The following is a 26,011-nucleotide window of genomic DNA, read 5'->3' as shown; positions in this document are numbered from 1 at the left end:
GTACGTACCGTTCGGTATATGGCGGTTCCCTAGTTTACGCTATAACAGATTTGTAATAAGAGTTGAAAAACTGAAAACCGTCCTTTTCCAATCTTTGGTTGGATAAGGCAGCTTTTAGAATCGGGCTATTGGCTATCCGCCAGTAGCCTTTTCTTGAGTGCGCAATGATACCTGCATTGGAATGGCTGATTCCCAGCTTCTCCAGATTCCGGTATCTTGTCCTTACTCTTTTCCACCGTTTCCAGAATACCCTGCGGATTCGTCTCCTCATCCATTCATCCGTGTCCTAGAAATTTGATTTTCCCTGCATAGGACACTACTGTTTTCTCTAGGTTTACCTTAAGGAACAGTTTCCTTTCAATGTACGGGATGATGTGTTCCAGCGCAATTGCTTGCTGGATGACTCGGTCTACTGCCGTTGGTATTCCCAGTTTCCGTTTCTTCCCGTTCTCTTTGGGTATTTCTACTCTTCGTACCGGGGCTGGCCGGTATTGACCTGCCAGTATGGATTCACGGAGTTCCTCGCCGTTATCTTTGAGATATTGCAGAAGTTCATCCACTCCCATCCCATCTACTCCTCTGTCGGCCTTGGTGACGTTGTTTTCAGTTATCCTCTTGCCGATAAGCGCTCCGCCTTCCTCTTCGTGTTCTGCACTGTCCCTCCGGCGGCAGCCATTGCCACAGCAATGTTTTGTGCTTTCTTTTCTCTCGACTTCGGTAACATTCATTTACTCTCACCTCCTAAGGTTCTGCCCTTCCCATGCCCGTCGACTGACATGGTACTATGGCGTCTGCTGACTTCTCACGATAAATCTTGTTTCAACCGTGGTTCGTAAAAAAAACTTCCCACGTCCGTGAGACCTCCCCGGGTACTCACACGTTCTTTCACTCTTATACTCATTCCATAACTACTAAATACAATTCCGTGCAGTTATTGGACTTTGGTTTGTATGGCAACCTTATCCTTGTATCTAGCCTCGAATGTAACAAGCCAGAGTTTTGCCTAATCCTTTCTTCAGATTCCAACTCACGATGGACACCCTTGGCTTCGGCTGTATCCTTCCCACTGCCAGGCGGATTGGGGACTTTCACCCGTTAGAACGTGTGCCCACCGGGCACACCATGAAAAAAACACTGCAAATATTTGCAGTGTTTATGTTTCAAATGGAGCTGGTGGACGGAATTGAACCCCCGACCTGCTGATTACAAGTCAGCTGCTCTACCTGCTGAGCTACACCAGCTTATCTAAGTAATTCTAAGCTTCTCATTACTTCGTCACTCTGCGGTCTCAAAAATGCTCACATATCAATATATGCTCCGCTTTTTGAGCTTTGAGTTCCTTGTGCTGCTCGCTTACAATTCCTTATCTACAATGAAAATTAAAAATGGCGACCCAGAACGGGCTCGAACCGTCGACCTCCAGCGTGACAGGCTGGCATTCTAACCAACTGAACTACTGGGCCGTTTATAATTATCAAAATGGTGGGCACAATAGGGCTCGAACCTATGACCCTCTGCTTGTAAGGCAGATGCTCTCCCAGCTGAGCTATGCGCCCAAATATGGTGACCCGTGGGGGAATCGAACCCCCGTTACCGCCGTGAAAGGGCGATGTCTTGACCGCTTGACCAACGGGCCGCTTGATGGTGATCCACCGGAGAGTCGAACTCCGGACACCATGATTAAAAGTCATGTGCTCTACCTGCTGAGCTAGTGGATCATCTGTGAGGAATTATAGCTCACATTAATACATTCTACATGCTGGCAACTGATTTGTCAACAATATTTTTTTCTTTTTTGCTGCCAATCTCAGGCAGCAAATCCTTTTGACAAATCCCCCAAAACAAGAGACGTATTGATATTATAATAGGATTTTAAAAATTTTGCAATGGTAAAGCTTTATTTTTATATATTCTGAAAATTGTTATCCGATTTTATTGATTATATCTCTTGCTACAACAATGCCGGTGACGGAAGCCTGCATAAGGCCTCTTGTAATTCCTGCCCCGTCTCCTATAGTATAAAGATTTTTTACGGAAGTCTCGAAATTGTCATTTACCTGGACCTTGCTGGAGTAAAATTTGCACTCTACGCCATACAGCAAAGTATTCTTCGAGTATAGACCCGGAGCCACATTATCAAAGGCCTTTAATGCCTCTATGATGGAAACCAGATACCTGTGGGGCAGCACATAGCTCAAATCTCCGGGTACCGCATTTTTCATCGTGGGGATTGTAGTGGATTTCTTTAATCTATCCCTGTCGGTTCTTCTGCCCTGAAGCAAATCCCCCAGCCTCTGAACCAAAATTCCGCCGCCGGTGAGCATGTTTGCCAGTCTGGCTACATATTTCCCATACTCGATAGGCTCCTTAAAAGGTTCTGTAAATCTTGTCGAGACCAGCAGCGCAAAATTTGTATTATCGGTCTTCAGGTTTTCATCCGCATAGCTGTGACCGTTTACAAGGGACAAGCCGCCTTCATAGTTTTCCTGGGATACAACACCGCCCGGGTTCATGCAGAAGGTTCTCACCCTGTTGTCAAAGGTATCGGAGTAATATACCAGCTTGGCTTCATATAAGTCTTTTGTGAGATGGTCCATGATGCTGTTGGGTACTTCTACCCTCACCCCGATGTCAACAGCATTGTTATTTGTGTTTATCGACAGTTTCCTGGTTTGCTCTGAAAGCCATTCGGCACCGCCTCTTCCCGGGGCAGCAACAATATATTCACCATATACCGTCATCTCTTCTTCGTCTTTTCTTTTTATTACTACAGCTTTAGCTTTACCCTTTTCCTCAATTATATCTATGACATCCGTCAGTTCGGAGAACACAACTTTAGGGTTCTTTACCAAATATTTATACATGCCCTCAAGAACATAGAAAGCTTTTTCCGTGCCCAGATGCCTTACCGGACAAGGTATCAACTGTATATTGTGCTTTGAAGATTCATATTTCAAATCATCTATTACTTTGCTGTTCAAACCATGTACTTCGCTTTGAGCTCCAAAGTTCAGATATATGGAATCAGCATACTTTATCAATTCCTTAGCCTCATCATCCGTCATATAATCTGTAATATTGCCTCCCACCTCAGGGCTTAAGGACAGCTTACCGTCACTGAAAGCACCCGCTCCAGACCATCCGAAGGTTATGCCGCAAGGATCACAGCCTACACATTTGCCTATGCTTCTGGCAGGGCATTTTCTTTGAGACAAGGTTCTTCCTTTGTCCATTATAAGGATATCCAGATCTTTATTATTTTTGACTAACTCCAAAGCAGTAAAAATTCCAGCAGGACCCGCGCCTATTATGATGACATCATAATTATTTTTCATTCTTCTCACCCTTTATCCTCAGAGTATTTTACTGTTAATTTCAGAATGCTCATCAGAAGCCTTTAATATATTAACAGATGTATATTATAGAGTCAACTTGCACATTCTTGTTTTGAACTGATGTGTCTTTATATTCCGACTACTTAGGCCGCAAAGATATACACAACATAGATCTGCATCAAATTGACAAAAATATTTAATTCATATTTTTTTGTTGGAGGTTGCATTCAATATTTCAACATATATTATGTTAATATACCATAATGCATCAATTTATATGAATATTCTGCATTCACTGGCGTTGCAAATTCAGATTTTTTAAATCCACATTATCCACATTATCCACAGAGATATGCACATATGTTCGAATAACCTTTTGGAAATATGTAATTTCAAGGGTTTAAAAGCTCATATTTTAGTCCTTATTGGAGTTATCCACTCGTTACATAAAATTCTGTGGATAACTTATATCTTATTGATAAAATTCAAAAAATTAAAAACCGCGTATTTCGCGGTTTTTATGACTCATATTAGTACATAATTCTACTTTAGCACGGTGCTTCTATATCTTTGCTTTATCTGCAAATTTAGTAAACTGTCCCAGCCATACCAATTCTACTGTCCCTGTGGGGCCGTTACGCTGCTTGGCAATTATTACTTCACCTATGTTTTTCTTTTCCGAATCGGGATGATAGTATTCATCTCTATAGAGGAATATGACCACATCCGCATCCTGCTCTATGGCTCCGGATTCCCTGAGGTCTGATAGTATAGGCCTGTGATCCGCTCTTACTTCCGGTGCACGGCTCAGCTGAGAAAGGGCTACCACCGGCACTTCCAGCTCACGGGCAAGCGCTTTAAGCGATCTTGATATGTCGGAGACCTCCTGCTGCCTGCTGTCGTATCTGCCGCCGGCGCCGGACATCAGCTGCAGATAATCTATGGCTATCATCCCTAGCCCATGCTCAATTTTTAATCGCCTGCATTTAGCCCTTATTTCAGTTACGGATATGGCAGGAGTGTCGTCTATAAATATAGGTTTATCGGCCAGCACCCCCATAGCCCGGGCCAGCTTTATCCATTCATCTTCCGATATATCCCCGGTTCTCAGCCGATGTGCGTCTATCAATGCTTCTGAACATAGCAATCTTTGAGAAAGCTGCTCCTTTGACATTTCCAGAGAAAATATGGCCACAGGTATACTTTCTCTTACTGCAGCATTTTGCACCAGATTCATCATCAAAGCAGATTTACCCATGGAAGGCCTTGCCGCGATCAGTACCAAATCCGATCTCTGCAAGCCCGACAGTTTTTGATCTAAATCCGAAAAGCCTGTTGGTATTCCCGTAATTTTTCCTTTATTCAAATAAAGCTCTTCTATCCTGTCAAAATTCGCAGTCAGTATTTTCTTTATCGGAACAAAACCCTGGGTGGATCTGTTCAAGGATATATCAAATATGCTTTTCTCCGCCTGATCCACTACTGAAACAGGATCCTCCGGGTTATCATAGCATTTGGATATGATATCGTTAGATGACCTTATGAGCTTTCTCAGCAAGGATTTCTGCTCCACAATCTTTACATATTGTTCTATATTGTGGGTCGTGGGCACAATATTCATAAGCTGGGTAAGGTATGTTATACCCCCAACCGCATCCAAAGTGTTTCTTCCCTTTAGTTTTTCGGTTATGGTAATAAGGTCTACAGGGTTATTCTCATTATATATGTCTACTATTGCTTCATAAATCTCTTTATGGACCTCCCTGTAAAAATCATCCCCCTTTAGTATTTCCGTAGCTGCAGAAATAGCCTCTTTGTCCAAAAGCATAGCTCCCAGAACAGATTGCTCCGCTTCCAGACTGTTCGGCGGTATCCTTTGTATCAGCTCATTCATATATACACCTCAAATCAATACCTGGTTAAAAATTCCACTACCTCTTTTATATTGCCTGCATATATTATGTTTATACCTTCAATATCATAAGCATCGCTTTTATTTTCAAAAGGTATCACCATATTCTTAAAGCCTGCTCTTATGGCAGCGCTTATTTTCTCTCTTACTCCCCCCACTGCCTTTATGCTCCCGCCTATGGATATTTCTCCTGTCACACAGCAGTCGCCGCGCAAGGATACTCCTGCGATGGAAGAATACAAAAGGCAAGTGATGGCCGCTCCGGCGGATGGACCGTCTACCTTGCCCCCGCCTATGCAATTCACATGGATATCATATTTGTCGGGATTTATGTTCATATTGTTTTTCAGCACTGCAAGAGCATTAAAAAGGGAGTCCCTTATCATCGAACCGGCGGTTTCATTGAATCTTACGGAGCCCATTTCATCTTCCCGCTTAAAGGCCAAGGCTTCAAATTCAATTATGCTGCCCAGATAGCCGCTTACTCCGGCTCCGTATATCTTGCCGATTTCAGAGCCGTCATTGGCTTTTGCATATTCATCTCTTACGAGAGAACCCAACGCCTCATAGGCACGCTCATAATCTATGACCACCCTCTCATCGGGCTTTTCAAACAAATGGCCTGAGTAGCAATCCAGCAGTACATTTACCGCTTTCCTTGCATCGTAGGTATATTTGCCGATAAGCTTCTTAGCCTCTTTGTCTATGCTTATGCCAAGCCTCTCAGCTCCGCTTTCCAATATGGATTCTATATCGCCGGGGCTTAACGGATTAAAAAATATTTCTGCACATCTGGATCTTAAGGCAGGGTTTATTTCTTCTGGCCTCCTTGTAGTAGCTCCTACCAGGATAAAATCTGCGGGTGCCCCTTCCTTAAAGAGCGTATGGATATATTTAGGCATATCATCGCTGCTTTCATCATAATAGGAGGAATCAAAGCTCACCTTTTTATCTTCCAATACTTTAAGAAGCTTATTTTGGAGCATAAGATCCAATTCCCCTATCTCATCGATAAACAATATTCCTCCGTGAGCATCGGTGACAAGACCCGGCTTTGGCTCAGGCACACCGATATCGGACAGGTCTTTTCTCGCACCCTGATATATTGGATCATGAACAGAGCCCAAAAGCGGGTTTATCGCTTCTCTCGGATCCCACCTCAGGGTGGTTCCATTCACCTCAATAAAAGGCGCATCCTTTCTAAAAGGGCTGTACTTTCTCTCCTTGGCAGCCTTCAGAGCGATCCTGGCGGCAGAGGTCTTGCCTACTCCCGGAGGACCGTATATTATCACATGCTGGGGATATGGAGAAGCGATCTTCGATATCAATGCCTTCACGCTCTTGGATTGCCCGATTATTTCATCCTCTTTTTGAGGCCTCAAAATATCGGAAATTTGTTTCGTCAAAAATACCCTCTTTTTTTTCTCCAATTCCGCATATCTCTTAAGAGTGGATGCATTTTCATTATCCGAGTGTTTTTTTATAACCTGGAGCTTTATCTGATTGAGATATTCTTTTTCGTTTTCCTCCATTTTGTAAAGTATTTGCTGATTTATCAGTTTTTCCGTATATACTCTGGCTGCCCTATCCGACAGCTTGTCCTTGAGTTTCATAAGAAGTTGGTCCAGATCATACTGATCTTTTGCTGCAGAAATTTCTTCATTTGGGCTTAATATATCCCAAAGCCTTTGGGCTTTTGCTTTAGGGTCCTTGAGATCATCAAGGCCTACGCATTTGCTGTCGCCATAAATCTTCCTGCTATAGTCTATAAGTACATCCAATAGTTCATCATTGCTGCATACTATGCTACTTCCCAACGTTGATCCCTCTTCCTTATTCTTCTGTAACTGTTACTTTGATTTTTGCCGATACTTCCGGATAAACCTTTACTTCTACATCTTGGGTCCCCAATGCCTTTATGGCATCATCCAGCACTATCTTCTTTTTATCTATTTCAATTTTATGTTTTTGCTTTATGATTTCTGCGATATCCTTGCCGGTGATGGAGCCAAAAAGCTTTCCGTTGACACCGGCCTTTGTCTTGATCACAAGCTCAATCTTGCTCAGTCTCTCGGCCAATGCCTTAGCTTCCTCCAGCTCTTTCTTCTTTTTATTCTCCAATGAGCTTTTTTTGTCGGAGATCTCATTCAGCTTGCCTGCAGTAGCTTCCGCAGCAAGCTTCCTTGGAAATAAATAATTCCTGGCGTAACCATCACTCACATTTACTATATCATCTTTTTTCCCAAGAGATTTTACATCTTGCAAGAGAACGACTTTCATTATCTCTCACCTTCCTTTATATATTCATCAACCGCTTTCTTGACCAAAGCTATGGCTTCCTCCATATCTATGTCTGAAAGCTGGGCACCCGCTACTGTCAAATGTCCGCCGCCGCCAAGCTTCTCCAATACTACCTGCACATTTATATCCCCCAGGGATCTGCCGCTGATAAATATGTAGTTTTCTATCTCGGACAGCACAAAAGAAGCGTTGATCCCTTTTATGTTCAATAGTTCATCTGCCGCCTGAGCAGCTATTAGAGCAGGATTGTCTATATGCTTTGATATAACTGAAATAGCAATATTGTTTTTATACATTTGCGCATTTTTTACAACCTGGGCTCTCGCCAAGAAAGTATCCATATTGTCCTGGAACAGCTGCCTGGTCAAAGTAGTATCAGCTCCTGCCCTCCTCAAGAAGGATGCGGCTTCAAAGGTTCTCACTCCGGTCTGGAATGAAAAATTCTTGGTATCTATAAAAATACCTGCCAGCAATGCTTCTGCTTCAATCTGCTTGATCTTAGGCTTTTCAAACATGTACTGAAGTATCTCGGTTACTAGCTCGCTTGTAGAGGACGCATAAGGTTCTATATATGTGAGCACTGCATCATCTATAAATTCCGTGCCTCTGCGGTGATGGTCTATTATTACCTTTTTCTCCACCTTCTCAATCAAAAGGGGCTCAACAGTGAAGCTTGGCCTGTGAACATCCACCACTATAAGAAGAGTACCCTTGCTTGCAATGGCCATGGCGTCATTTCTTTTTATGAAGGTATCGTCATATTCCCTATCTTCCCTAAGCTCTGCCCATAGATTATCTATACCTGCGTTAACTCCGTCCAATACTATTCTAACCGGCTTATTATGATTTTTACAACATCTATATATTCCCAAAGAAGCACCCATGCAATCCAAGTCCGGCATCTCATGGCCCATTATGAGCACATCCTGAGACTGCTCAATGAGCTGTCTCAATGCGTAGGCTATTACCCTGGCTTTGACTCTGGTCCTCTTTTCTACAGCCTTTGATTTACCACCGTAGAAAGAAAGCTTATCATAATTTTTCACTACCGCCTGATCGCCGCCGCGCCCCAATGCTATATCCATAGCGCTCTTGGCAAATTTCTGAAGCTCTGCATGGGTTTTCCCGTTTACTCCCACACCTATGCTGAGAGTCAAAGGGATTTTATTGCCTGAGTTTATCTCCCTTACCGTATCCAATATTTCAAAGCGTTTTTCTTCCATTAAAGTGAGCTGTTTTTGATTAAAATGAAGTATGTATTCTCCGTTGAAATACTTCTGTATCGATGCATTGTTTATTGCCGCCCAAGAGCCGATGATCCTATCCAGATCAGCCAATATCACCGGTTCGGATGCTTCCTCCACATCCTTTAAGACTTCATCCAGATTATCGACTTCCAATATGGCAACCACATTTTTTTCCTCAAGATACCTGTTCTTGAGATTCATGTATTCAGTTTTATCAACCAAGTATGTAATTATGATCCTTTTATCCTTGCCATCTTCTGATACATTAAAGGGCTCACAATGCAAATCATAATACCTGTCTTTGACTTTTGTGTTCCTGAATTCCTTCTTTTCCTCTTTTAAAATGATTTCTGTATCATAGCCCGGTAAATATGTATCCACCTTCTTATCCAGCAGATAATCGCCCTGGAATATCTCCAGAAATAGCGAATTGTACCAGCTGATATTACCCTCGTCATCAGAAATCACCAAAGGAAACGGCAAATTCAGTATGGCATTTTTTGTTGCAAAGTCCACACTTTCCGACAGCTTTTCGATATAGAGCCTGAGCTCCTCCTTTTTTTGAGTTTTTTGCTTAACATTGTAGTAAATGAGATAGAGCAACAGTATTGCCCCCAGCAATCCTATAAACAGATTATAGTAGCCGATGATCAATATACCGACACCTATTATCCATAGATAGATATTGGAGTCAGGCAATATCATCCTGTAAAAAAATCTGCCTTTCATCATATCCCCCCGATATGCCTTTTATCTAATTTTCTAAAATTGAAAATCGCATCAATAAGTCCGATAATCGTAAGGTAATTGGATAGGGTAAGAAATAAAAATATAAGTATAAACACCTTAAAGGGCCTGGCCACCTTGTATTTTTCCAGAAAGAATGAAGCGGCAGACAACCCTACGATGGTAAACACCCACCTTACAATATAGATTATGTTTATCTGAACCGTTTGAATATTAGGTATATGCAAGTATGAAGCCATCATTGTCAAAAGCACTATTACCAGCATGCCCAGAGAAAAGTTATCCGGAAGCCTCCATTGCGAAAAGGGCTTCACATCTTCTATCTGATATTTCATCCTTCCAAGTATCATCTTTACGGCCTTGAAATTGATAAATGAAAACAGCATGCCGTTCATAAGAAATAATGTGGGTATTATGTATTGCATGGCCGTTATGCCTTCCTTCATCATCGTCACAATGCTGTTCAACTGATCCTCCGATATCCCCATTGACTTATAAAGGCTTACTGTCGTATCTATAGATTCGTTCATAATTTTCATAAGCTGCTCTATAACCTGAGCGGCTGATTGGCCGGCTATAAAAAAACCAAACAGTATTCCAAAAACGGAGCATAGGGCCAACACCAGACCGGAGACGGTGATATTTACACTGGGACTTACCTTTTTGTTCATCAGCCAGCCCATAACAATACCCGATATTCCAAACACCATAAAAAGATATAGGCCGCCGAAGGGCTCTGTAAATATGGAAACAATTGCTCCGGCTACCGCTGCAGATATAAAGCTGACCTTAAATCCATTCCTGAATCCGATGATTATTATAGGGGTCGCCCAAAACATACCTATCAATGAGAGCAAAGGCATATAGTAGACCATTATTCCCAAAGCTGCTGTTACGGAAGCAAAGATAGCGCCTTCCACCAAGGCTTTTGTATTCATACTATTTTTCATTATGCACCTCTTATCTATGTTTCTGCAAATAATCGGAAAGGTCTGATAGGTCACCATACCATTTCTCTGTTTCATGCTCTTCAAGCATGCCGATTTTTATTTTGTCCATTATTTTAGAATCAATTACTCCATAAGATAATCCAAGGCGTTTCCCTAATATATATGTAACCATTACCAGGTTCGCCAATATGTCCAAAAGGGCATCACGGCTTGCCTTGCTGCCCTTGAGCAGTATCTGATGTAATGATGCCGCAGATGTCAAAAGCTCACTTTTTAAGAACTCGATTATTCTGATATTTCTCGTAATATCAGTTTCCTTTTGCAATGCGCTCCCCCCTCATCCATGCCATATGTGATCAAGCTATCATATGCATATTTCTATTATACTGCCAATGTTAATTATTATAATAGCACACCCGGCTTTTGTGTACAACAAAAGAAAAAACCCAGGTTTTTATCCCGGGTTAAATTCTATTCTGCTGTAAAAGGCAGCAAGGCAATGTTCCTTGCTCTCTTAACTGCCAGAGTAAGCTGTCTTTGATGCTTTGCACAGTTGCCTGAAATTCTTCTGGGTATGATCTTTCCTCTTTCAGATACATATCTGCGCAGTTTATTTACATCTTTATAATCTATTGATTCAACCTTGTCAATGCAAAAGTTGCAAACACGCTTCTTCGGCTTACGCATTTTTCCGCCGCCACCGGCTGAATTTCCACGTCTATTCAAAACTGTTCCCTCCTATCCATACTAAAATGGAAGATCGTCTTCCTCGTCTACAGGATGGAAATCTTCTGTCTCAAGGCCAAAACCGCTTTGTCCCGCCTGGTTCCTTGAATCAGAGGCTCTATCCAAAAATCCAACTTCATCAGCGACTACCTCATACGAATAATGGCGCTTGCCTTCCTGGTCATCCCAAGTTCTGGACTGAAGCCTCCCTGATACTGACACCAACCTACCCTTGCCCATATATTTATGAACATTCTCTGCTATTTTGCCAAAAACCACGATAGGTAAAAAGTCGGCAGTCTGTTGACCGTCTCTTTTAAAGGCTCTATCAACTGCAACAGTAAACCTGGTTATAGCCATTTGATTGTCGGGAGTGTACCTTATTTCAGGGTCTCTGGTCAATCTGCCAACAAGAGCAACTTTATTCATACTATTTACACCGCCCTTTGTTATTTTTCAATTTTTACTATAAGATGTCTGAGTATGTCTTCAGTTATACCGAATACTCTATCCAACTCTCTTGGAATTTCGCTTCCTGCTTTATACTTCATGTAAACATAATAGCCTTCTGTGTAATCTTCGATAGGATAAGCAAGCTTTCTCTTGCCCCAATCGTCGATCGTTTCAAACTCTCCGTTTACTTCAATAAGAGCTTTGAACTTTTCTACAATGGGCTTTAAAGCCTCTTCTTCTACATCAGGCTTTATGATGTAAATTGTTTCATATAAATTCATAATAATATTCACCTCCTCCCCACGGACTAACGGCCCTGCTCTCGCAGAGCGAGGAATTTACGCCATAATATTATACCATTACCGGTTGTTTATATCAACTGTCTATCTCAATATTTTCTTCTGGCTGGACAGATTTTATTACTTTTTTTACAGACTTTTCAAATTTTACTCTGGGAAGCATGACTACCCTGCCGCATCCCAGGCATTTGATCTTAAAGTCAGCACCTACCCTTGTCACTTCCCACTGGTTGCTGCCGCAAGGGTGCCCTTTTCTGGTCTCAACAATATCTCCAACACTATATTTTTTCGGATAATACATATTTACCCTCCAATCATTCCTTATTGAGTGCATTTATATATCCGGAACGCATAAAATGCACTCCCCTTCGACATTCCATCACGCCTTATCAGACCGGCTTATGTACACTCTTCTCGGATAAGGTACCTCGATATTTTCTTTGCGAAAAGCTTCTTTTACTATCTTTCTCATTTCTCTCTCTACAGACCAGTGCTTTAAAGAAGCCGTTTTCATTATCATCCTTATCTTTGCATCCGATTCTCCAAAGCTGATTATACCCAGAACTTCCGGCGGTTCTATAACCCTATCTCTATTATTCTCATAAAAGCTGCTGCCTATATCCTTCAAAATGCTTATCGCTTTATCCGCATCAGCTTCATAAGCAATGCTGATATCTATGATTGCCAGTGAATTACCACGGCTATGATTTATAACTGTTTTAATCTCCCCATTGGGTATTATGTGCAAATCCCCATTGAAAGCTCTTATTTTTGTTATCCTCAAACCTATGTCTTCCACATTTCCTGTGGCTGGACCTATAGATACATAATCTCCAACCGCATATTGATCCTCAAACAGTATAAAAAATCCTGATATCACATCCTTTACAAGATTTTGAGCTCCAAAGCCAAGGGCCAGACCTCCCAATCCGGCGGCTGCCAATATGGACTGAGTAGGTATGTTCAGCACATTGAGCACGGATATCGCCATTATTATATAAATTGTATACCTTATTATGCTTTTCATCAAACCCGATAAGGTGTTAGACTTCTTTTCATCCATTCTGAGCCTGGGTGAAAGCTTAAAAAAATTATTTATTACCTTGTTCAAAACAGCATTTATGATGCGCCAAAAGATGATTATAAAGAGTATCTTCAAAGCTGCAGATAAGTATACATTGAAAGACCCCATTTCGGCGAGGAAGCTTATTATCTTCATTTTCAGTTGTTTCATATCTTTACCTCACTAATCGATCAGCATTTTTGCGGCTATATTTAATTTTAGCATTTTTCACCTAATAATTCTAACGCTTCACTAGCCATCGTTAAAATATTTTCTTGAATATCATCAGCATTTTCCAATTCTTCTTTAGTGTACCACTTGAACAAATTAGATTCTCCATCGGCCGGTCTTGTTTCATAAGATTTTGCAGTTGCATAATAAACAAAGTCTATATGACAATGCTCTGGAGATATTTCACCAAAAATTGTGTGCATAGGATTTATTAATAATTTTTCTCCTACCAATGCACATGATTTTTTTAGTTCTTCGTTAACTGGACTATATAGACTTATTTCCAGTCCTGATTCTTCATGTGCTTCACGAATACATGCTTATTCGGGTAATTCATTAACTTCTATATGGCCACCCAAAGGAAGCATTTTTTTAGCCTTTTTATGTAAGTGAAATAACACTTTATCTTTATTAATAATAAATACCGAAACTGTAAAATGTCTATCCATATTTATATTCCCTCTCCAAAATTGAATACCAAATATTTCACCATAAAATAAAATTCTTCATTTATATAATTTTACATTATATAAATGAAGAATTACAAATATTTTACATAGCTTATACATAGATTGCTTCTCTGACCCTAAAATCCTTTACTTACCCAATATTGATCACTTTTCCTGCCCCATTCATTTTTTCTACAATGGAATACATATTTCCGGCTACGCCTACCTTAAGCTTTTCTTTGAGGCCATAAAAATCCAGGCAAGTACCGCAGCTTACTATTTCAACTCCTGCTTCACTCAGCTTCACAAGATTATCTAAAGCCTCTGCGCCTTCTGTAGTAAGCTTTACTCCTCCATTTAGAAAAATCATGGACTTCGGCATAGGTGATGATTCCGTCAACGCATAAAGATAGCTTTTCATCAGCACCTTGCCCAGCTCATCATTTCCGCTGCCGAGCTTATCCGTTGTGATCACTATAGCTATATCATCATTGGTCTTGGCATTAGTGTTTTGTTTATCATCCTTAACCTTATTTATTGAAATATAGAAGCAGCCGTCCTTTTCTTCTATTTCATATTCCAAACTCAAATTGGCAGCCAACCTGCTCACATTTTCCTTAGCAGTAATATTATCAACAATAGAAAGCACAACACCTTCTTCTATCGCTTCCAGAGCTTTCTTCGTCATTATAACAGGCTCCGGACATTTTAATCCTCTAGCATCAATTTCTTTCACCTTTTTTCCCTCCTCAGCTAAATCTTATATAACAATTATATATTACCTCAATTTTATTGGTAGCATAATAACTATAGAATTATTCGATAGCTCTATAATAGTCCATAGATAATCTCTATATTAATTTATTTTTTAAAAATGTTAATATCATCGATGTAATATCTTAATAATATTAATATTTGTATTGACATATTTAAATTTAGGTGTAAAATAAAATTAAATTATTGACCTACATTAAGTGGAATACATTGCTATCAGGAGTTGATTTAATGAAAAAAGAGGTTTTAGGAAAGTGTCCTGTATGCTCTAAAGATTTAGAAGTAGTGAAGCTTAATTGCAAAAGCTGCGGTACATCCATCGAAGGCCATTTTAATCTGTGCAGATTTTGCCTGATCACAAAAGAGCAAAAAGAATTTGCCGAGATCTTCATCAAGAATAGAGGAAATATAAAGGAAATTGAAAGAGAAATGGGGATCTCATATCCTACGGTGAAAAACAAGCTTGAGAACCTTATTGAAGCTTTGGGTTACAAAAGCCAACCGGAAGAACCAGAATACAAAAAGGATGTGCTTCAAAAGCTCTATAACGGAGAGATCACTGCCGAAGAGGCAATAAAGATGATGAATGATTAGGAGGTCTAAGTTTAATGGATGAAAAAATGATGATTCTCAAAATGCTTGAAGAGGGCAAAATAACTTCTGAAGAAGCATTAAAGCTTCTAAGCTCCATAGAAAGCAATACAGCTGCATCAGAAAAAAGCTCCTCAAAGGAATTTAAAACGGAGCAAACCTATTCAAGCAATAAATTCAATGACACTATAAACAAGTTCAGCAAAAAAGCTGAGGAGCTGGCAGATAAGTTCGGCCCTGATTTTGTATCGAAGGTTGAAAATGTGAGCACGGATTTTGCAGAAGCTGCAGTCAAATTTGCAGACAAGATGGTCAACTATATCAGCACAGGCTTTAATAACACCGAGATGTACAAGACCATATCCAAAAATTATTCTTTTCCCGTTGAAAATAATGATAATCTAAGGGTGGTGCTCAGAACTCAAAACTTATCCGTATCGGCCGCCCCTGCGGATAAGCCTGAAGTCTCCGTCAGCATGAAGCTGAACCTGTTCTTTGAGGATGCCGATATCGACAAGTATATATCCGCCAAGTACGAAAACGGCGTGATCTTCATCAGTACGGATTTCCCCACAAAAGCCTGGGGTGCATTGGAAGTTAGAGTTCCTCAATATATAGACAGCTTGGAAATCGAAACAAGCAACTCTAAATGCCGAATAGAAAACCTAAAGGGCGAAATCTTGCACTGCAATACTTCCAATGCTAAAATCGAAGTCTTGGATTCAAGCTTTGTCAAACTTAATGCAAAGACGAACAACAGCAAGATCATTGTTTCAGGGTCCAAAGCAACTTATGCTGCAATTGATACCTCAAACAGCAATATTGAGCTGGAGGATTCATGCTTTGACATATTGAAATCCAATACAAGCAACGGAAGCATATATTTAAGCCGCTTTGATTCTATAAATGACGGGGAGGCTGGATATACGCTTCAAACCTCCAACGGAAAAATAAAAATAAGCCTTCCAAAAAATAATAGCTCCGGATATAAAATCAATGCCAGAACCTCTCTTGGCAACATCAATATACCGGAACTTGGGGACTCTTATATGATTGATAGGAGGAATGGCAATATGAAGGCTGAAGCTTCCGTGATCAGCAGCGGCTATGAAGCCTCAGGCAAAAAAATATTGATCGATGCCTCTACCTCTAATTCATCGATCAATATTGCTGATGATTAACGGGACCTCCCGTTGAAAATCTTCATCAATAATAATACGCCTATCAGGATCAATAATATGGGCCAGATATAATTATAATATTGATAAAGCTTCCAGTTCAGCAGTCCATAGCTGAAGGCCAGAAAAACGATGCCCAGAAGATTTAGAATAGTACCGACTATCAAAGGCCAGCTGCTTCTTTCATAAAAAGCGATGAAATATATCAAGTAGAATGCAAACCCCAGCAAGAGGAAGTAGCTTGTCCACAGCTTTGCTGAATTGAAATTTTCCATGAGGAATACATATCCGGCCAAAGAAATCAATATAGCTCCGGGAAATACAAAGCCAAAAATCCCTTTGGTATAATAGAAGAACAAAAACAATATGCCCAGGGCCAACAGCATCAGTTCACCAGACATTCTGAAGCGAAAGATCCCCAGATCCTGAATCAAAGATAAGACTCCTGAGAATACAGCCAAGGACCCCAAAGCCAAAAAAATCTGCTGTCTTTTTGTATACCATAAATATAATAGGAATATGCCCCCAAACAGTACAAAAGAATTACCGGGCATTACTCCCAAATTTTTTAAAATAGCAGAGATGCCGATCAATATCAAAAGCACACCTAAAACGGAACGTCTCTTGTTCACTGAAATCACTCCTAATCAATAAATATATTCAAGGCCGTATCCAATGCCCAACTCATCATAAAATTATATTTATAGAAATACTTTGATAGCAATGAAGCCTCTATGGCCTGCTGCATAAAGTTAAATTTTTCTACAGATGCAATGGGTATAAATATGGCATATATGAATAACAAAATCAGTACAGATTGAACCAGCCCAAGTATTGCGCCGCCGCTGTGATTAATGGTGCTAAGAACGGGAAGCCTAAACACTCCTTTAAGCAAAGCTTCAAGGAGCAGCATGCATATACGTACAGCCATAAATGCCAAAAGCAGCGCTATACAGTTTATTATTACCATGGTTATGTACTGGTATAGATCATCAAAGCCTTTCTCTACAGGCAAAGAAAAAGCAAATGCTTCTGTAATCTTATTTTTTTGAATGAACTCCAGCAGCTTATTTTCTATGCCCGTATACGCTACCAAAGCTTCTGCAACAAGCCCGCTGTATTTCTTAGCTGCAATGATCGATACTATCAGCCCTCCTATGCTGAACAGCCCATGTATCAAGCCTCTTGCAGCCCCATATAGAACTCCTATTGCGATTATTGACACAATAATATAATCTACCCAGTTCATAAAATCACCTACTTTTGAAAGGTAAGCCTTTGAAGCTTCCTGTTGGAAATTATATATATGTCCGAATCATTATTTATGTATGTGCTGTTTATGTCAATATTTGATTCATATACAGCCAGCATCTTTCCCTGCCTGCCCGATAATGTCAAATTGTCCTTATCATAAAGCAGGAAATAATTCTTACCTGCGAAAATACCGTCAGGCTTTGTTTTAACAGCAGCTGAGCCAATTTGCTTTAAATTGTAATCATGGATAAATACATCGTAAAATCCTGTATTTTTTACTATCGATACTATGATGTCATTACCTGCGGATACCTTGAGCAAAGGGTTGGAAAAGTCCAGATTTTTAACCAGCTTCCCATCTGATCTGAATTTTTTGATTGAGCTTTCAGATATAGCAACCAAATCTCCCTTATTGTTGTATTTTATCTTTGATACCAGCATATCTTCAAAATTATTTGCCCATAATATCTCACCCTTGTTGTTATATGTAGCTATCTTTGTAACCACCTTGCTGGAGGAAGCATCCAGCAGAGAAACCGTATAGCTCTTTCCGGTTATTCCGTCAAAGGAAATCACATGGGCGCTGCCTATAGCCGCTTTGCAGTTCCTGACTCCTTTCATGCTGAATATTTCGAAGGAATTATATGCATCTTCTTTATATTGAATCATAAGCAGTCCGCTATCTGAAGAAAGTATATTGGATGCAGGTACTGCAAGCTCATATTGCCACAACACTTCACCGGATTTGGATATAGTGGCGATGCTCCTGTTATTTATATTTACAACAATGTCTTTGCCGCAGCCAATGATGCTGCTCACATTGCCTTTCAGCTTTATGGTCCAAAGTATGGTTCCTTCCATATTTCTTGCCCGCAAATTTGACTTTTCACCCTCTATCATAATACCGCCATAAGTAAACAGCGTACTATCATTTGATATGGGAATGAGCTCTTGTTGAACCCCAAGCCGTTTTACATCGTCCATTGACACATTTCCGCCATAGAAAAAATTTTTAAACATAAGCAAAACTATAAAAAAGAGTATGGCAATGATCAAGATCAAATAGGGAAAAGCTCTTTTTTTTATCATTTATCTTACCCCCAATGTATATACGTAAATTATCAAAAGAAGTTTCCTTAAAATGTATTGAATTTATATGCCTATTAACACCGCAAAACAGATTAAGCGATATGTTGGCCCCACGCACCAGCTATATAATTTAATTATATCATTTTATAACGCATCAGCAGAAATTTTTTCTACTGATGCGCTTTTCAACGGAGTTTGTCATTTCATCACTGTATTTAAAAATGGTTTTTGGGAAATACTTTATTTTAGAATAATTGGACTCGTTGTGCCGGCTTGATGGATTCTTACAGTTTGAAAAAGCTTATGGCATCAGTAAGCAAAATGGATGTCCGGAATCAACCTGCACAACAGAATGCGTTAAGGAGTACATGATATGAGCTTATACGAAAAATCCGTAGATGTTTCTAAGCCTTTTTCTTTTATCTATTTTTCGAGCTATTTCGAAGAAATTTTCAAGAAAAGCTACAATGATGGTTACACCGATACCGTACTGCTTTGCATCGGTACCGACAGATCAACCGGCGATTGCCTTGGTCCATTGGTAGGACATAAGCTTAAAGATATGAAACTGAAAAATGTGCATATATACGGTTCTTTGGATGAGCCTGTCCATGCCAAGAATTTGAAGGATTACATAGGTAAGCTGAATCTCTTCCCGAACCCCTTTGTAATCGCTATAGATGCTTGCTTGGGGAAAATCGATAGAGTAGGATTTATCAGCGTCAGGGAAGGCCCTCTTTTCCCAGGAGCAGGAGTGAATAAAGCTTTGCCTTCAGTAGGAAATATAAGCGTAACAGGCATTGTGAATGTATGCGGCTTCATGGAGGTAATGGTCCTTCAAAACACCCGCCTTAGCTTGGTGATGAATCTGGCAAATGTGATATCCGGCGGCATACGATACAGTCTATGGAAACACTTTAATTCAGAGGTCAGGAGATTAGGAAAACCACCGAAAGACACTGAAATTTCGCAAAAAATCACTGAAGGGTGACAGTATCAAACCTTTATATATAAAATGCTATTTGCAGCCAATTTATAATTCACCATAATTGAGTAAAAACAATCTCTGTCATTCTTAACTAAGCAAAATGAAGCAAAGCATTCATCTGTATATATGATTCTTTGCTGGCGCTCATAATGACGGCATACTCCTTTTTAATTGTAATCAGTGGTTTCCGCCCCCATCAAAGCAATGGGCTATATGTCCTGCGCGTAAGTATGTTTACTATCTCATCTATGCTTTTGTTCCCCGCGTTGATCAAAAGAGCTCCATGGGGTGAATCGCTATATGAGCTCAGCATATTTGTAATAGAAAATTTATTTACTTCAAAATACGGATGATTATCCTTATCCTTATATATTACTGCATCTGCCACATGGTTTTCCCCTATATAAAAGCATTCATAGCCCCTGCTTTCTAATTGCTCCTTCAATCTTTCCAATCCCTTTTCCACCGCAATAACCATAATACCACCTCCAGGGTTATTATCCCTTCCCGGAGATGGTATTATACTATCTTCTGCTTTTTATGCACCTGTCAAGAACCAATTCTTCCTCTACAGATAACGGATATCTCGAAGCACCGCTTTCAACAGGCTTAGCATAGGTCACAGTTTCATTCCTTCCATATATGGATGTAATAATCGCTCCATTGTTATAATTGTCCAGCATCGCAATCGAATAGCTCAGATCAGAACCGGCTTCAGCAAAAGCATTATATCTTATAATATTAAACTTCTGAATGCATCTGTCGGTTTGTTCCTTGAGATGAACCATATCCTGGTTGAGAATTTCAATCCTTCCCACTGTAGTATCAATGCTCGACATATAATCAGCCATCATCTGCTCCAAATTTTTGTTTGAGCTTCCTCTCATCATCTTCTTATATCTGCTTCTAGCCCTCACCAAGCTGACTGAGAGGATAATATTCCAGATCAGCAATATCAAAATGGCTGATGCAAATATTAAGCTCATTATATAATTATTGTTTATTAACTCTAATAAGTTCATGTTATCACCTCGTCTTATCTGAGTTGTGTTGACTGATAACGATTGCGGAAGCTCCAGGACTAAGACTTTGTAAGCCTGCATAGGGTTGCGCCAAAACTCGCGTGCAGCGTTTATCAGCCAGCATAACCATTAAACCCCCACCGTGAAAATCCGTGAAAGATTCCGTGCCAATCCGTGTTCCCGTCCTCCTGACCCCAGCGCCAACCCTAGCTCCTGTACCCTGAGTTCTGAATCCTTAGCTCTAGGGTAATGTTTCACGTGAAACATCAACAGCTCAGCTCTTGGGATTCAAGGATTTGCGCTCTTCCGCCTACATATATCTCTGTCTTTGTTTTTTCATCAGCATATACAAAAATATTACTGGGACTGTCCATGAAATAGCCTTGCTCTATTTTGAATGAAGTCTTTTCTATTTTTTCTTTTGCCATAGTTTTTATGTAGTATATCAAAGAAGCATTGGAGGTTCCTGTTGCCGATTCCTCATCTATGCCCACTGCGGGAGCAAAGTTTCTGCAGGAAAAATCTGAGTCCTTTTCAATTGTTTCACGTGAAACAACATGAGCTCCTACTATGTTTTTACTCCTGCAGAAGGCGATCATCTCTTCCTTTTTTATGCTCATATCCTTTAAAGCTTGCATAGAACCGACTTCAATTATAGCATCTTTTAGGCCTGTAGAGACTATCGATATTTTTCCATTTATATCTGTTATTATATCTTGCTCTTTAAGAGTCGTAATCTTTTCAATATCTCCGGCATCAGCGAAACCAACTATCTCCGGCTCTTTCATCTGTATATAAAATATATCTTCTCTTTTTATTGCTTTCAGCTTTCCTGCTTTAGTCAAATGATAAGCTTCTTCCTTTTCCAGATATCCAAGCTTATAAAGAATGAAAAAGGAAGCCAGAGCAGCATGGCCGCATATATCGACTTCTTCCTCAGGAGTAAAATATCTTATCTTAAAATCCGGATAACAGGATTCTTTAATGCTTATGAAGGCTGTTTCTGAAAAATTATTATATCTGGCTATGGCTTTCATATCTTTCTCATTTAATCCTATATCGTCAAAAACAACCGCAGCCTTATTTCCTCCTCCAAACTTTGAAATAAAGGAGCTCAAAATATATTGTTTCATGAAATCACCTCCAAACCCAAAATTTTGGCTTGTAACGAAGTTTTTCTTGTTATGGTGTTTTATTATTATTCGCCTGATTAAAACGTCTCTAAAGGCAAAATAGAAGGCCATTATTTTTCCAGCAAATCTAAGATTTTATCCAGATCATCAATTCCATAATATTCAATTTCAATTTTCCCCTTCTTTTTGCTGTGGGTTATGGTAACTTTGGTTCCAAAAATATTTCTTAATCTTTCTTCGATATCACATATTTCTGCGGATTTACTTTTTATCCTTTTTACAGTTTTCTTTTCTTTTGATAGCTTTTCTGCTTGCCTTACATTCAGACCCTCGTTGATGATTCTTTCAGCCGCTTCTATTTTCTTTTTGTCATCATCAAAGGCCAATATTGCCCTGGCATGTCCGGCTGTTAATTTGCCGGAAATCAGATGTTCAACTATTTCATTAGGAAGGTTCAATAATCTCAAGGAATTTGTTATTGCTGACCTGCTCTTTCCTATTCTCTTTCCTATTTCATCCTGTGAGAATGAATGCTCTTCCATCAATGTTTTATAGGCATTAGCCTCTTCAATAGGATTTAAATCCTCTCTTTGCAAGTTTTCTATCAGCGCTATCTCTAAAATTTGGGTCTCGCTGTAATCCTTGACTACTACCGGAACAACTTTTAAGCCTGCTATCCTGGCAGCTCTCCAGCGCCGTTCACCGGCCACGATCTGGTAGCCTTCTCCATCCCGCCTCACAATTATGGGCTGTACAATGCCATGTTCTTTTATTGACTCAGCCAGGCTATTTAAAGCCTCTTCGTCAAATTTTCTCCTGGGCTGATTTTCATTAGCTTCTATTTCGGTTGTTTTCAATTGAAGAACGCTGTTGCCGTTGCTAAGCTCGGGATTTTCCGGTATGAGAGCACTCAAGCCTTTCCCCAAAGCTTTCTTAGCCATCATATCGCCTCCTCGGATAAATCTATAAATTCTTCTGCCAGTTCAAGATACGCCTCTGCACCCTTTGATTTGGAATCATACCCCAATATGGACAGACCATGGCTCGGCGCCTCCGCAAGCCTTACATTTCTGGGTATCATAGTTTTATATACCTTTCCTTTGAAATATTTCTTTACTTCCTCAACTACCTGAATGGAAAGGTTAGTCCTTCCGTCAAACATGCTCATTACAACGCCTTCAATTTCCAGTTCCTTATTTAAACTCTTTTTTACCAATGTGTAGGTTCTCATCAACTGACTTACCCCTTCTAAGGCATAATACTCACATTGTATGGGAATCAAAACGCTATCTACTGCTGATAATGCATTTACCGATAATAAACCTAAAGACGGAGGGCAATCAACAAAGATGTAATCATAATACTCTTTTATTTCGGTTATACATTCCCTTAGCTTCAGTTCTCGCCCCTTCAATGAAGTCAGCTCTATTTCAGCACCTGCAAGCTGCACGCTTGCAGGTATTATGTATAACCCCTCATGTGTGGTAGCTTCTACGCATTCCCGCGGAGAAATGTTATTTATAAGTACATCATAAATGGTATATTTTAAGCTGTTCTTATCCAAACCAATGCCGCTTGTAGTATTGCCTTGGGGATCAATGTCTATCATAAGGATCTTTTTCCCAAGGCTGGCAAGGCATGCAGATAAATTTATCACTGTTGTTGTTTTCCCTACGCCACCCTTTTGATTGAACACTGCAATAGATTTCGACATATTCCACACCTCACCTTCTCCATATAATTATATTAATACAAAGTTATAATATATGAAAGTGCAAATGAATAATATATACAAAGAAATATGAAGGTGGACTATATGTATAAAAAAATATATTCAAAATGTATATGTTTGGGGTTTGCTTGGGGGATTTTTGCCTGGATAGATTTTTTCAAAAATATTCAGCTTCCTTCAAAAATCCGCTCTGCACCGGTGTTTTTATCTATTAGCTTAGGAAAAGCAATAATGAGCAAGCAGGAAGTGCTGTACGACAAAAATATATTCATTTTTACAGTTCTATGGGGAGGCTTTATAGGTTATGTAATAGCATCAATTTTGAAAGTCATAATATCTGCAATACGGGAGGATTAAAATGGCAAGAATAATCATATCTACATTTTGGTTGGTTTTTATAGCTGAATTGGGAGATAAAACTCAATTGGAGACCATGCTTTTATCAGCAAAGCATAGCTCACCCTTTCCGGTTTTTATCGGCGCCTGCTTGGCGCTGATCTGTTCTTCACTCTTGGGAGTATTTGCGGGTACTTACATAACAAAATATATACCCCCTCATTTCATACAAAATGCAGCAGGTATTCTATTTATAATAATGGGTGCATTGATACTGCTGAATAAAATATAAATGTTGTGACACAAGAGGAGGCGGAAACCACTGAAAGACACGGAATTTTTCGCAAAAAAACACGGGAGGATAGCAAAAAGATTAATCACACCGCAAACAGCATTTACAGTGTGATTAATTAATCTTCAGTAAAATTCAACGGACTTTTAATTGATTTAAATAAACACTCTCCCGTGTTAATTCGTGTTTTCTATTCTCCTATCACGCTTTTGGCACCTTAATGCTTATTTCGATATAATCGCCCTTATCCTCTTGATTATACTGCATCTTAAAGCCGGTTTTTACTATTTCCTTATATGTATTCTTTATGGTGTTTATATATATGTTATAGTTGATCTTGCCCCTTATTCTTTTATCAGACGGTTTTTCCTTTGTCGCTGCTATTTCATCCAGATATTTTTCTACAAGCTCCTCCGTCTTTTTTACATTTAAGGAACGGCTTATTATAGTTTTTACCACCTTGTGCTGGAGTTTTTCCTCCGGAAGCTTCAGGAGAGCCCTTGCATGCCTTTCTGTCAGATTATTTGCCAATATCTCTTTTTTTATATCCGAAGGCAGTCTTAGAAGTCTCAGTTTGTTAGCTATAGTCGATTGGTTTTTTCCTACTTTTTTGGCCAACTCTTCCTGAGTCATGCCGTGATCATTTATTAAATTATAATAGCCTTCTGCTTCATCGAGAAAATTTAAATCTTCTCTTTGCAGATTTTCAATAAGCGCTATAACTGCAGAATCCTGTTCCACTACTTCCACAACTATAGCAGGAATCTTTTCCAATCCTGCAATCTTTGCGGCTCTAAGCCGTCTCTCTCCTGCAATCAATTCATAACCGTCTTCTCCAATTTTTCTGACATTAATGGGCTGCAGCACCCCATAAGCTTTGATAGATTCGGAAAGCTCATCAAGGGATAAATTATTAAAGTTTTTTCGCGGCTGATATGGATTAGGAGCTATATTTTCAATAGAAATATTTGTTATTGATTTGTTTTCATTCAACTCTATCATCCCCTCTGCATTTCAAGGGGAATTGATATTCCCCAGGCTTGCATATCTATTTAGAAAGAATTATATCAACAGACCCAGCCTCTTTATTTATTCGCCATTCTTCACTATGTTCCTTCTTATAGCAGTAGACTTTTGACCTGCATATTCAGTCAAATATCATATAATTTCTACCTTTACCGAATCACTTTATAGGACTGGCTGCAGGTTTTCCAGGTTTTCTCGGATATTTTGTCGGAGTATTTTTGATCTTTTTTATTATCAATATATAATGTATGATATCGCTATAGGGCAATTGATATTCTTCTATCCTTTCCAAGCTCCCTCCCAGAATCTCTACAGCTTTGCCGGCTTCCTCCAGCTCCTCCTTATAGGAAGGACCTTTTTGACATAAGAAATATCCCCCCATTTTTACATAAGGAATACAGTATTCAACCAGCACATTCAATGAAGCAACAGCTCTTGACAATACTATATCAAAGCTTTCTCTATATCCTTGCTTTACTCCGAATTCTTCAGCCCTTCCATGTATTATGTCAACTTGATTCAATGCCAGCCTCTTCGCTGCATCTTCAAGATAAATAATCCTTTTATTCAAAGAATCCAGCAGGGTCATGCTGATGTCATCCTTTAATATTTTTATCACCATACCGGGGAAGCCTGCGCCGGTGCCGATATCTATTACTTTATATCCTGCCTTTATCATTCCGCTGTTTAGACAGGTAGCAGAATCAATAAGGTGCTTTATATATACTTCTTTTTCATCTGTTATTGAAGTGAGGTTTATTTTTTCATTCCAATCCAAAAGGATGTCCTTAAATGCGATGAGCTTTTCCAGTTTTTCTGCGTCAACTCCTATTCCTAGCCTTTCCAGGCCTTTGACCAATATATCAACATTATTCATATAAAC

At 39.6% G+C, this 26,011-nt stretch carries 31 protein-coding genes and 5 tRNA genes; 5 read left to right on the top strand and 31 right to left on the bottom strand.

Annotated elements, in window-relative coordinates:
* Positions 1–34: 34 nt before the first annotated feature.
* The 21 genes from AC4HCY_RS02100 to yedF all read right to left on the bottom strand — a co-directional run bounded on the left by AC4HCY_RS02100 (position 35) and on the right by yedF (position 14,401).
* Positions 35–271: a hypothetical protein gene (locus AC4HCY_RS02100; RefSeq protein WP_491095281.1), complete on the bottom strand. Its 237-nt coding sequence runs from the start codon at positions 269–271 to the stop codon at positions 35–37.
* Between the two features lie 4 nt (positions 272–275).
* Entirely contained in the window at positions 276–728 is a 453-nt protein-coding gene (locus AC4HCY_RS02095; protein ID WP_491095280.1) for a hypothetical protein, read from the bottom strand.
* A gap of 437 nt (positions 729–1,165) precedes the next feature.
* Positions 1,166–1,241 (bottom strand) — tRNA-Thr (locus tag AC4HCY_RS02090).
* 145 nt (positions 1,242–1,386) lie between these two features.
* Positions 1,387–1,463, bottom strand: a tRNA-Asp gene (locus tag AC4HCY_RS02085).
* A 17-nt stretch (positions 1,464–1,480) separates the two neighbouring features.
* Positions 1,481–1,556, bottom strand: a tRNA-Val gene (locus AC4HCY_RS02080).
* 5 nt (positions 1,557–1,561) lie between these two features.
* A tRNA-Glu gene (locus tag AC4HCY_RS02075) sits at positions 1,562–1,636 on the bottom strand.
* A 6-nt stretch (positions 1,637–1,642) separates the two neighbouring features.
* A tRNA-Lys gene (locus tag AC4HCY_RS02070) sits at positions 1,643–1,718 on the bottom strand.
* 204 nt (positions 1,719–1,922) lie between these two features.
* A complete protein-coding gene (locus AC4HCY_RS02065) occupies positions 1,923–3,335 on the bottom strand; it encodes an NAD(P)/FAD-dependent oxidoreductase (protein ID WP_491095279.1) in 1,413 nt (470 codons plus the stop codon).
* 562 nt (positions 3,336–3,897) lie between these two features.
* Complete coding sequence (gene dnaB, locus AC4HCY_RS02060) at positions 3,898–5,229, bottom strand: replicative DNA helicase (protein WP_255229203.1); 1,332 nt, start codon at positions 5,227–5,229, stop codon at positions 3,898–3,900.
* 14 nt (positions 5,230–5,243) lie between these two features.
* Positions 5,244–7,064: a Lon family ATP-dependent protease gene (gene lonC, locus AC4HCY_RS02055; RefSeq protein WP_491095278.1), complete on the bottom strand. Its 1,821-nt coding sequence runs from the start codon at positions 7,062–7,064 to the stop codon at positions 5,244–5,246.
* Between the two features lie 16 nt (positions 7,065–7,080).
* Entirely contained in the window at positions 7,081–7,527 is a 447-nt protein-coding gene (gene rplI / locus AC4HCY_RS02050; RefSeq protein WP_323432708.1) for a 50S ribosomal protein L9, read from the bottom strand.
* Positions 7,527–9,527, bottom strand: a complete 2,001-nt coding sequence (locus tag AC4HCY_RS02045; protein ID WP_491095277.1) for a DHH family phosphoesterase — start codon at positions 9,525–9,527, stop codon at positions 7,527–7,529. Before AC4HCY_RS02045 ends, rplI begins: the two co-directional genes overlap by 1 nt.
* Positions 9,524–10,492, bottom strand: coding sequence for a YybS family protein (locus AC4HCY_RS02040; RefSeq protein ID WP_491095276.1), 969 nt, complete (start codon positions 10,490–10,492; stop codon positions 9,524–9,526). The genes AC4HCY_RS02045 and AC4HCY_RS02040 overlap by 4 nt, the downstream gene beginning before the upstream one ends.
* A 10-nt stretch (positions 10,493–10,502) precedes the next feature.
* A complete protein-coding gene (locus AC4HCY_RS02035) occupies positions 10,503–10,817 on the bottom strand; it encodes a MazG-like family protein (RefSeq protein ID WP_323432711.1) in 315 nt (104 codons plus the stop codon).
* A gap of 146 nt (positions 10,818–10,963) precedes the next feature.
* A complete protein-coding gene (rpsR, locus tag AC4HCY_RS02030; RefSeq protein ID WP_323432738.1) occupies positions 10,964–11,179 on the bottom strand; it encodes a 30S ribosomal protein S18 in 216 nt (71 codons plus the stop codon).
* 60 nt (positions 11,180–11,239) lie between these two features.
* Positions 11,240–11,647: a single-stranded DNA-binding protein gene (locus tag AC4HCY_RS02025; protein ID WP_323432712.1), complete on the bottom strand. Its 408-nt coding sequence runs from the start codon at positions 11,645–11,647 to the stop codon at positions 11,240–11,242.
* A 20-nt stretch (positions 11,648–11,667) separates the two neighbouring features.
* Entirely contained in the window at positions 11,668–11,952 is a 285-nt protein-coding gene (gene rpsF / locus AC4HCY_RS02020) for a 30S ribosomal protein S6 (protein WP_323432713.1), read from the bottom strand.
* Between the two features lie 94 nt (positions 11,953–12,046).
* Positions 12,047–12,271, bottom strand: a complete 225-nt coding sequence (locus AC4HCY_RS02015; protein ID WP_255229212.1) for a DUF951 domain-containing protein — start codon at positions 12,269–12,271, stop codon at positions 12,047–12,049.
* 78 nt (positions 12,272–12,349) lie between these two features.
* Complete coding sequence (locus AC4HCY_RS02010; protein ID WP_323432714.1) at positions 12,350–13,204, bottom strand: mechanosensitive ion channel family protein; 855 nt, start codon at positions 13,202–13,204, stop codon at positions 12,350–12,352.
* A 47-nt stretch (positions 13,205–13,251) separates the two neighbouring features.
* A complete protein-coding gene (locus AC4HCY_RS02005) occupies positions 13,252–13,497 on the bottom strand; it encodes an NUDIX hydrolase (protein WP_491095275.1) in 246 nt (81 codons plus the stop codon).
* Between the two features lie 367 nt (positions 13,498–13,864).
* The gene (yedF, locus tag AC4HCY_RS02000; protein WP_491096067.1) at positions 13,865–14,401 is read right to left on the bottom strand and encodes a sulfurtransferase-like selenium metabolism protein YedF; all 537 of its coding nucleotides are present in this window, start codon (positions 14,399–14,401) and stop codon (positions 13,865–13,867) included.
* 317 nt (positions 14,402–14,718) lie between these two features.
* On the opposite strand from yedF, the gene AC4HCY_RS01995 reads away from it, so the two are divergent.
* Both AC4HCY_RS01995 and AC4HCY_RS01990 read left to right on the top strand, forming a co-directional pair.
* Entirely contained in the window at positions 14,719–15,081 is a 363-nt protein-coding gene (locus tag AC4HCY_RS01995; RefSeq protein WP_323432717.1) for a DUF2089 domain-containing protein, read from the top strand.
* A gap of 14 nt (positions 15,082–15,095) precedes the next feature.
* Positions 15,096–16,259: a DUF4097 family beta strand repeat-containing protein gene (locus AC4HCY_RS01990; RefSeq protein WP_491095274.1), complete on the top strand. Its 1,164-nt coding sequence runs from the start codon at positions 15,096–15,098 to the stop codon at positions 16,257–16,259.
* Here the strand turns inward: AC4HCY_RS01990 and AC4HCY_RS01985 are convergent.
* The 3 genes from AC4HCY_RS01985 to AC4HCY_RS01975 are packed head-to-tail and all read right to left on the bottom strand — an operon-like array spanning position 16,256 to position 18,599.
* On the bottom strand, positions 16,256–16,888 hold the full coding sequence (locus tag AC4HCY_RS01985; protein WP_491095273.1) for a hypothetical protein: 633 nt from the start codon (positions 16,886–16,888) through the stop codon (positions 16,256–16,258). The genes AC4HCY_RS01990 and AC4HCY_RS01985 overlap by 4 nt on opposite strands.
* A gap of 11 nt (positions 16,889–16,899) precedes the next feature.
* Positions 16,900–17,505 carry a CvpA family protein gene (locus AC4HCY_RS01980; protein ID WP_323432720.1) on the bottom strand — a complete coding sequence of 202 codons (606 nt, stop codon included), beginning with the start codon at positions 17,503–17,505 and terminating at the stop codon, positions 16,900–16,902.
* A gap of 8 nt (positions 17,506–17,513) precedes the next feature.
* Positions 17,514–18,599, bottom strand: a complete 1,086-nt coding sequence (locus AC4HCY_RS01975) for a DUF5711 family protein (RefSeq protein WP_491095272.1) — start codon at positions 18,597–18,599, stop codon at positions 17,514–17,516.
* Between the two features lie 373 nt (positions 18,600–18,972).
* Here AC4HCY_RS01975 and yyaC point away from each other — a divergent pair, with 373 nt between their 5' ends.
* On the top strand, positions 18,973–19,590 hold the full coding sequence (gene yyaC, locus AC4HCY_RS01970; RefSeq protein WP_323432722.1) for a spore protease YyaC: 618 nt from the start codon (positions 18,973–18,975) through the stop codon (positions 19,588–19,590).
* Between the two features lie 193 nt (positions 19,591–19,783).
* Here the strand turns inward: yyaC and AC4HCY_RS01965 are convergent, their stop codons facing one another.
* The 5 genes from AC4HCY_RS01965 to AC4HCY_RS01945 form a co-directional block, all read right to left on the bottom strand.
* A complete protein-coding gene (locus AC4HCY_RS01965) occupies positions 19,784–20,065 on the bottom strand; it encodes a YkuS family protein (protein ID WP_323432723.1) in 282 nt (93 codons plus the stop codon).
* Between the two features lie 46 nt (positions 20,066–20,111).
* On the bottom strand, positions 20,112–20,609 hold the full coding sequence (locus AC4HCY_RS01960; RefSeq protein ID WP_323432724.1) for a DUF4446 family protein: 498 nt from the start codon (positions 20,607–20,609) through the stop codon (positions 20,112–20,114).
* Between the two features lie 266 nt (positions 20,610–20,875).
* Complete coding sequence (locus tag AC4HCY_RS01955) at positions 20,876–21,742, bottom strand: PhzF family phenazine biosynthesis protein (protein WP_323432725.1); 867 nt, start codon at positions 21,740–21,742, stop codon at positions 20,876–20,878.
* A 110-nt stretch (positions 21,743–21,852) separates the two neighbouring features.
* A complete protein-coding gene (locus AC4HCY_RS01950) occupies positions 21,853–22,686 on the bottom strand; it encodes a ParB/RepB/Spo0J family partition protein (RefSeq protein ID WP_491095271.1) in 834 nt (277 codons plus the stop codon).
* Positions 22,683–23,456 (bottom strand): ParA family protein, encoded by a 774-nt coding sequence (locus tag AC4HCY_RS01945; protein WP_323432727.1) that lies wholly within the window; start codon positions 23,454–23,456, stop codon positions 22,683–22,685. The genes AC4HCY_RS01950 and AC4HCY_RS01945 overlap by 4 nt, the downstream gene beginning before the upstream one ends.
* Before the next feature lie 102 nt (positions 23,457–23,558).
* On the opposite strand from AC4HCY_RS01945, the gene AC4HCY_RS01940 reads away from it, so the two are divergent.
* Both AC4HCY_RS01940 and AC4HCY_RS01935 read left to right on the top strand, forming a co-directional pair.
* Positions 23,559–23,831: a hypothetical protein gene (locus AC4HCY_RS01940; protein ID WP_323432728.1), complete on the top strand. Its 273-nt coding sequence runs from the start codon at positions 23,559–23,561 to the stop codon at positions 23,829–23,831.
* A gap of 1 nt (position 23,832) precedes the next feature.
* Positions 23,833–24,102, top strand: a complete 270-nt coding sequence (locus AC4HCY_RS01935; protein WP_323432729.1) for a TMEM165/GDT1 family protein — start codon at positions 23,833–23,835, stop codon at positions 24,100–24,102.
* 201 nt (positions 24,103–24,303) lie between these two features.
* Here AC4HCY_RS01935 and noc read toward each other — a convergent pair whose 3' ends face one another.
* Positions 24,304–25,095, bottom strand: coding sequence for a nucleoid occlusion protein (noc, locus tag AC4HCY_RS01930; RefSeq protein WP_491095270.1), 792 nt, complete (start codon positions 25,093–25,095; stop codon positions 24,304–24,306).
* 190 nt (positions 25,096–25,285) lie between these two features.
* Positions 25,286–26,005, bottom strand: a complete 720-nt coding sequence (rsmG, locus tag AC4HCY_RS01925; protein ID WP_491095269.1) for a 16S rRNA (guanine(527)-N(7))-methyltransferase RsmG — start codon at positions 26,003–26,005, stop codon at positions 25,286–25,288.
* Positions 26,006–26,011: the final 6 nt, after the last annotated feature.

The sequence above is a fragment of the Lutispora sp. QWL-02 genome (assembly GCF_058315355.1).
The sequence above is the reverse complement of the archived record's forward strand: the minus strand, read 5'-3'. Positions and strand labels throughout refer to the sequence as shown.

Coding starts and splice junctions, on each gene's coding strand:
- AC4HCY_RS02045 (WP_491095277.1), bottom strand. CDS start 9,527: ATGATGAAAGGCAGATTTTTTTACAGGATGATATTGCCTGACTCCAAT.
- AC4HCY_RS01935 (WP_323432729.1), top strand. CDS start 23,833: ATGGCAAGAATAATCATATCTACATTTTGGTTGGTTTTTATAGCTGAA.
- AC4HCY_RS01965 (WP_323432723.1), bottom strand. CDS start 20,065: ATGGTTATTGCGGTGGAAAAGGGATTGGAAAGATTGAAGGAGCAATTA.
- AC4HCY_RS01990 (WP_491095274.1), top strand. CDS start 15,096: ATGGATGAAAAAATGATGATTCTCAAAATGCTTGAAGAGGGCAAAATA.
- rpsF (WP_323432713.1), bottom strand. CDS start 11,952: ATGAATTTATATGAAACAATTTACATCATAAAGCCTGATGTAGAAGAA.
- rplI (WP_323432708.1), bottom strand. CDS start 7,527: ATGAAAGTCGTTCTCTTGCAAGATGTAAAATCTCTTGGGAAAAAAGAT.
- AC4HCY_RS02095 (WP_491095280.1), bottom strand. CDS start 728: ATGAATGTTACCGAAGTCGAGAGAAAAGAAAGCACAAAACATTGCTGT.
- AC4HCY_RS01995 (WP_323432717.1), top strand. CDS start 14,719: ATGAAAAAAGAGGTTTTAGGAAAGTGTCCTGTATGCTCTAAAGATTTA.
- yedF (WP_491096067.1), bottom strand. CDS start 14,401: ATGACGAAGAAAGCTCTGGAAGCGATAGAAGAAGGTGTTGTGCTTTCT.
- AC4HCY_RS02040 (WP_491095276.1), bottom strand. CDS start 10,492: ATGAAAAATAGTATGAATACAAAAGCCTTGGTGGAAGGCGCTATCTTT.
- AC4HCY_RS02025 (WP_323432712.1), bottom strand. CDS start 11,647: ATGAATAAAGTTGCTCTTGTTGGCAGATTGACCAGAGACCCTGAAATA.
- yyaC (WP_323432722.1), top strand. CDS start 18,973: ATGAGCTTATACGAAAAATCCGTAGATGTTTCTAAGCCTTTTTCTTTT.
- AC4HCY_RS01940 (WP_323432728.1), top strand. CDS start 23,559: ATGTATAAAAAAATATATTCAAAATGTATATGTTTGGGGTTTGCTTGG.
- AC4HCY_RS01950 (WP_491095271.1), bottom strand. CDS start 22,686: ATGATGGCTAAGAAAGCTTTGGGGAAAGGCTTGAGTGCTCTCATACCG.
- AC4HCY_RS02010 (WP_323432714.1), bottom strand. CDS start 13,204: ATGAAACAACTGAAAATGAAGATAATAAGCTTCCTCGCCGAAATGGGG.
- AC4HCY_RS01945 (WP_323432727.1), bottom strand. CDS start 23,456: ATGTCGAAATCTATTGCAGTGTTCAATCAAAAGGGTGGCGTAGGGAAA.
- AC4HCY_RS02100 (WP_491095281.1), bottom strand. CDS start 271: ATGAGGAGACGAATCCGCAGGGTATTCTGGAAACGGTGGAAAAGAGTA.
- AC4HCY_RS01955 (WP_323432725.1), bottom strand. CDS start 21,742: ATGAAACAATATATTTTGAGCTCCTTTATTTCAAAGTTTGGAGGAGGA.
- AC4HCY_RS01975 (WP_491095272.1), bottom strand. CDS start 18,599: ATGATAAAAAAAAGAGCTTTTCCCTATTTGATCTTGATCATTGCCATA.
- dnaB (WP_255229203.1), bottom strand. CDS start 5,229: ATGAATGAGCTGATACAAAGGATACCGCCGAACAGTCTGGAAGCGGAG.
- rsmG (WP_491095269.1), bottom strand. CDS start 26,005: ATGAATAATGTTGATATATTGGTCAAAGGCCTGGAAAGGCTAGGAATA.
- AC4HCY_RS02015 (WP_255229212.1), bottom strand. CDS start 12,271: ATGTATTATCCGAAAAAATATAGTGTTGGAGATATTGTTGAGACCAGA.
- AC4HCY_RS01980 (WP_323432720.1), bottom strand. CDS start 17,505: ATGAACTGGGTAGATTATATTATTGTGTCAATAATCGCAATAGGAGTT.
- AC4HCY_RS01960 (WP_323432724.1), bottom strand. CDS start 20,609: ATGAACTTATTAGAGTTAATAAACAATAATTATATAATGAGCTTAATA.
- rpsR (WP_323432738.1), bottom strand. CDS start 11,179: ATGCGTAAGCCGAAGAAGCGTGTTTGCAACTTTTGCATTGACAAGGTT.
- AC4HCY_RS02065 (WP_491095279.1), bottom strand. CDS start 3,335: ATGAAAAATAATTATGATGTCATCATAATAGGCGCGGGTCCTGCTGGA.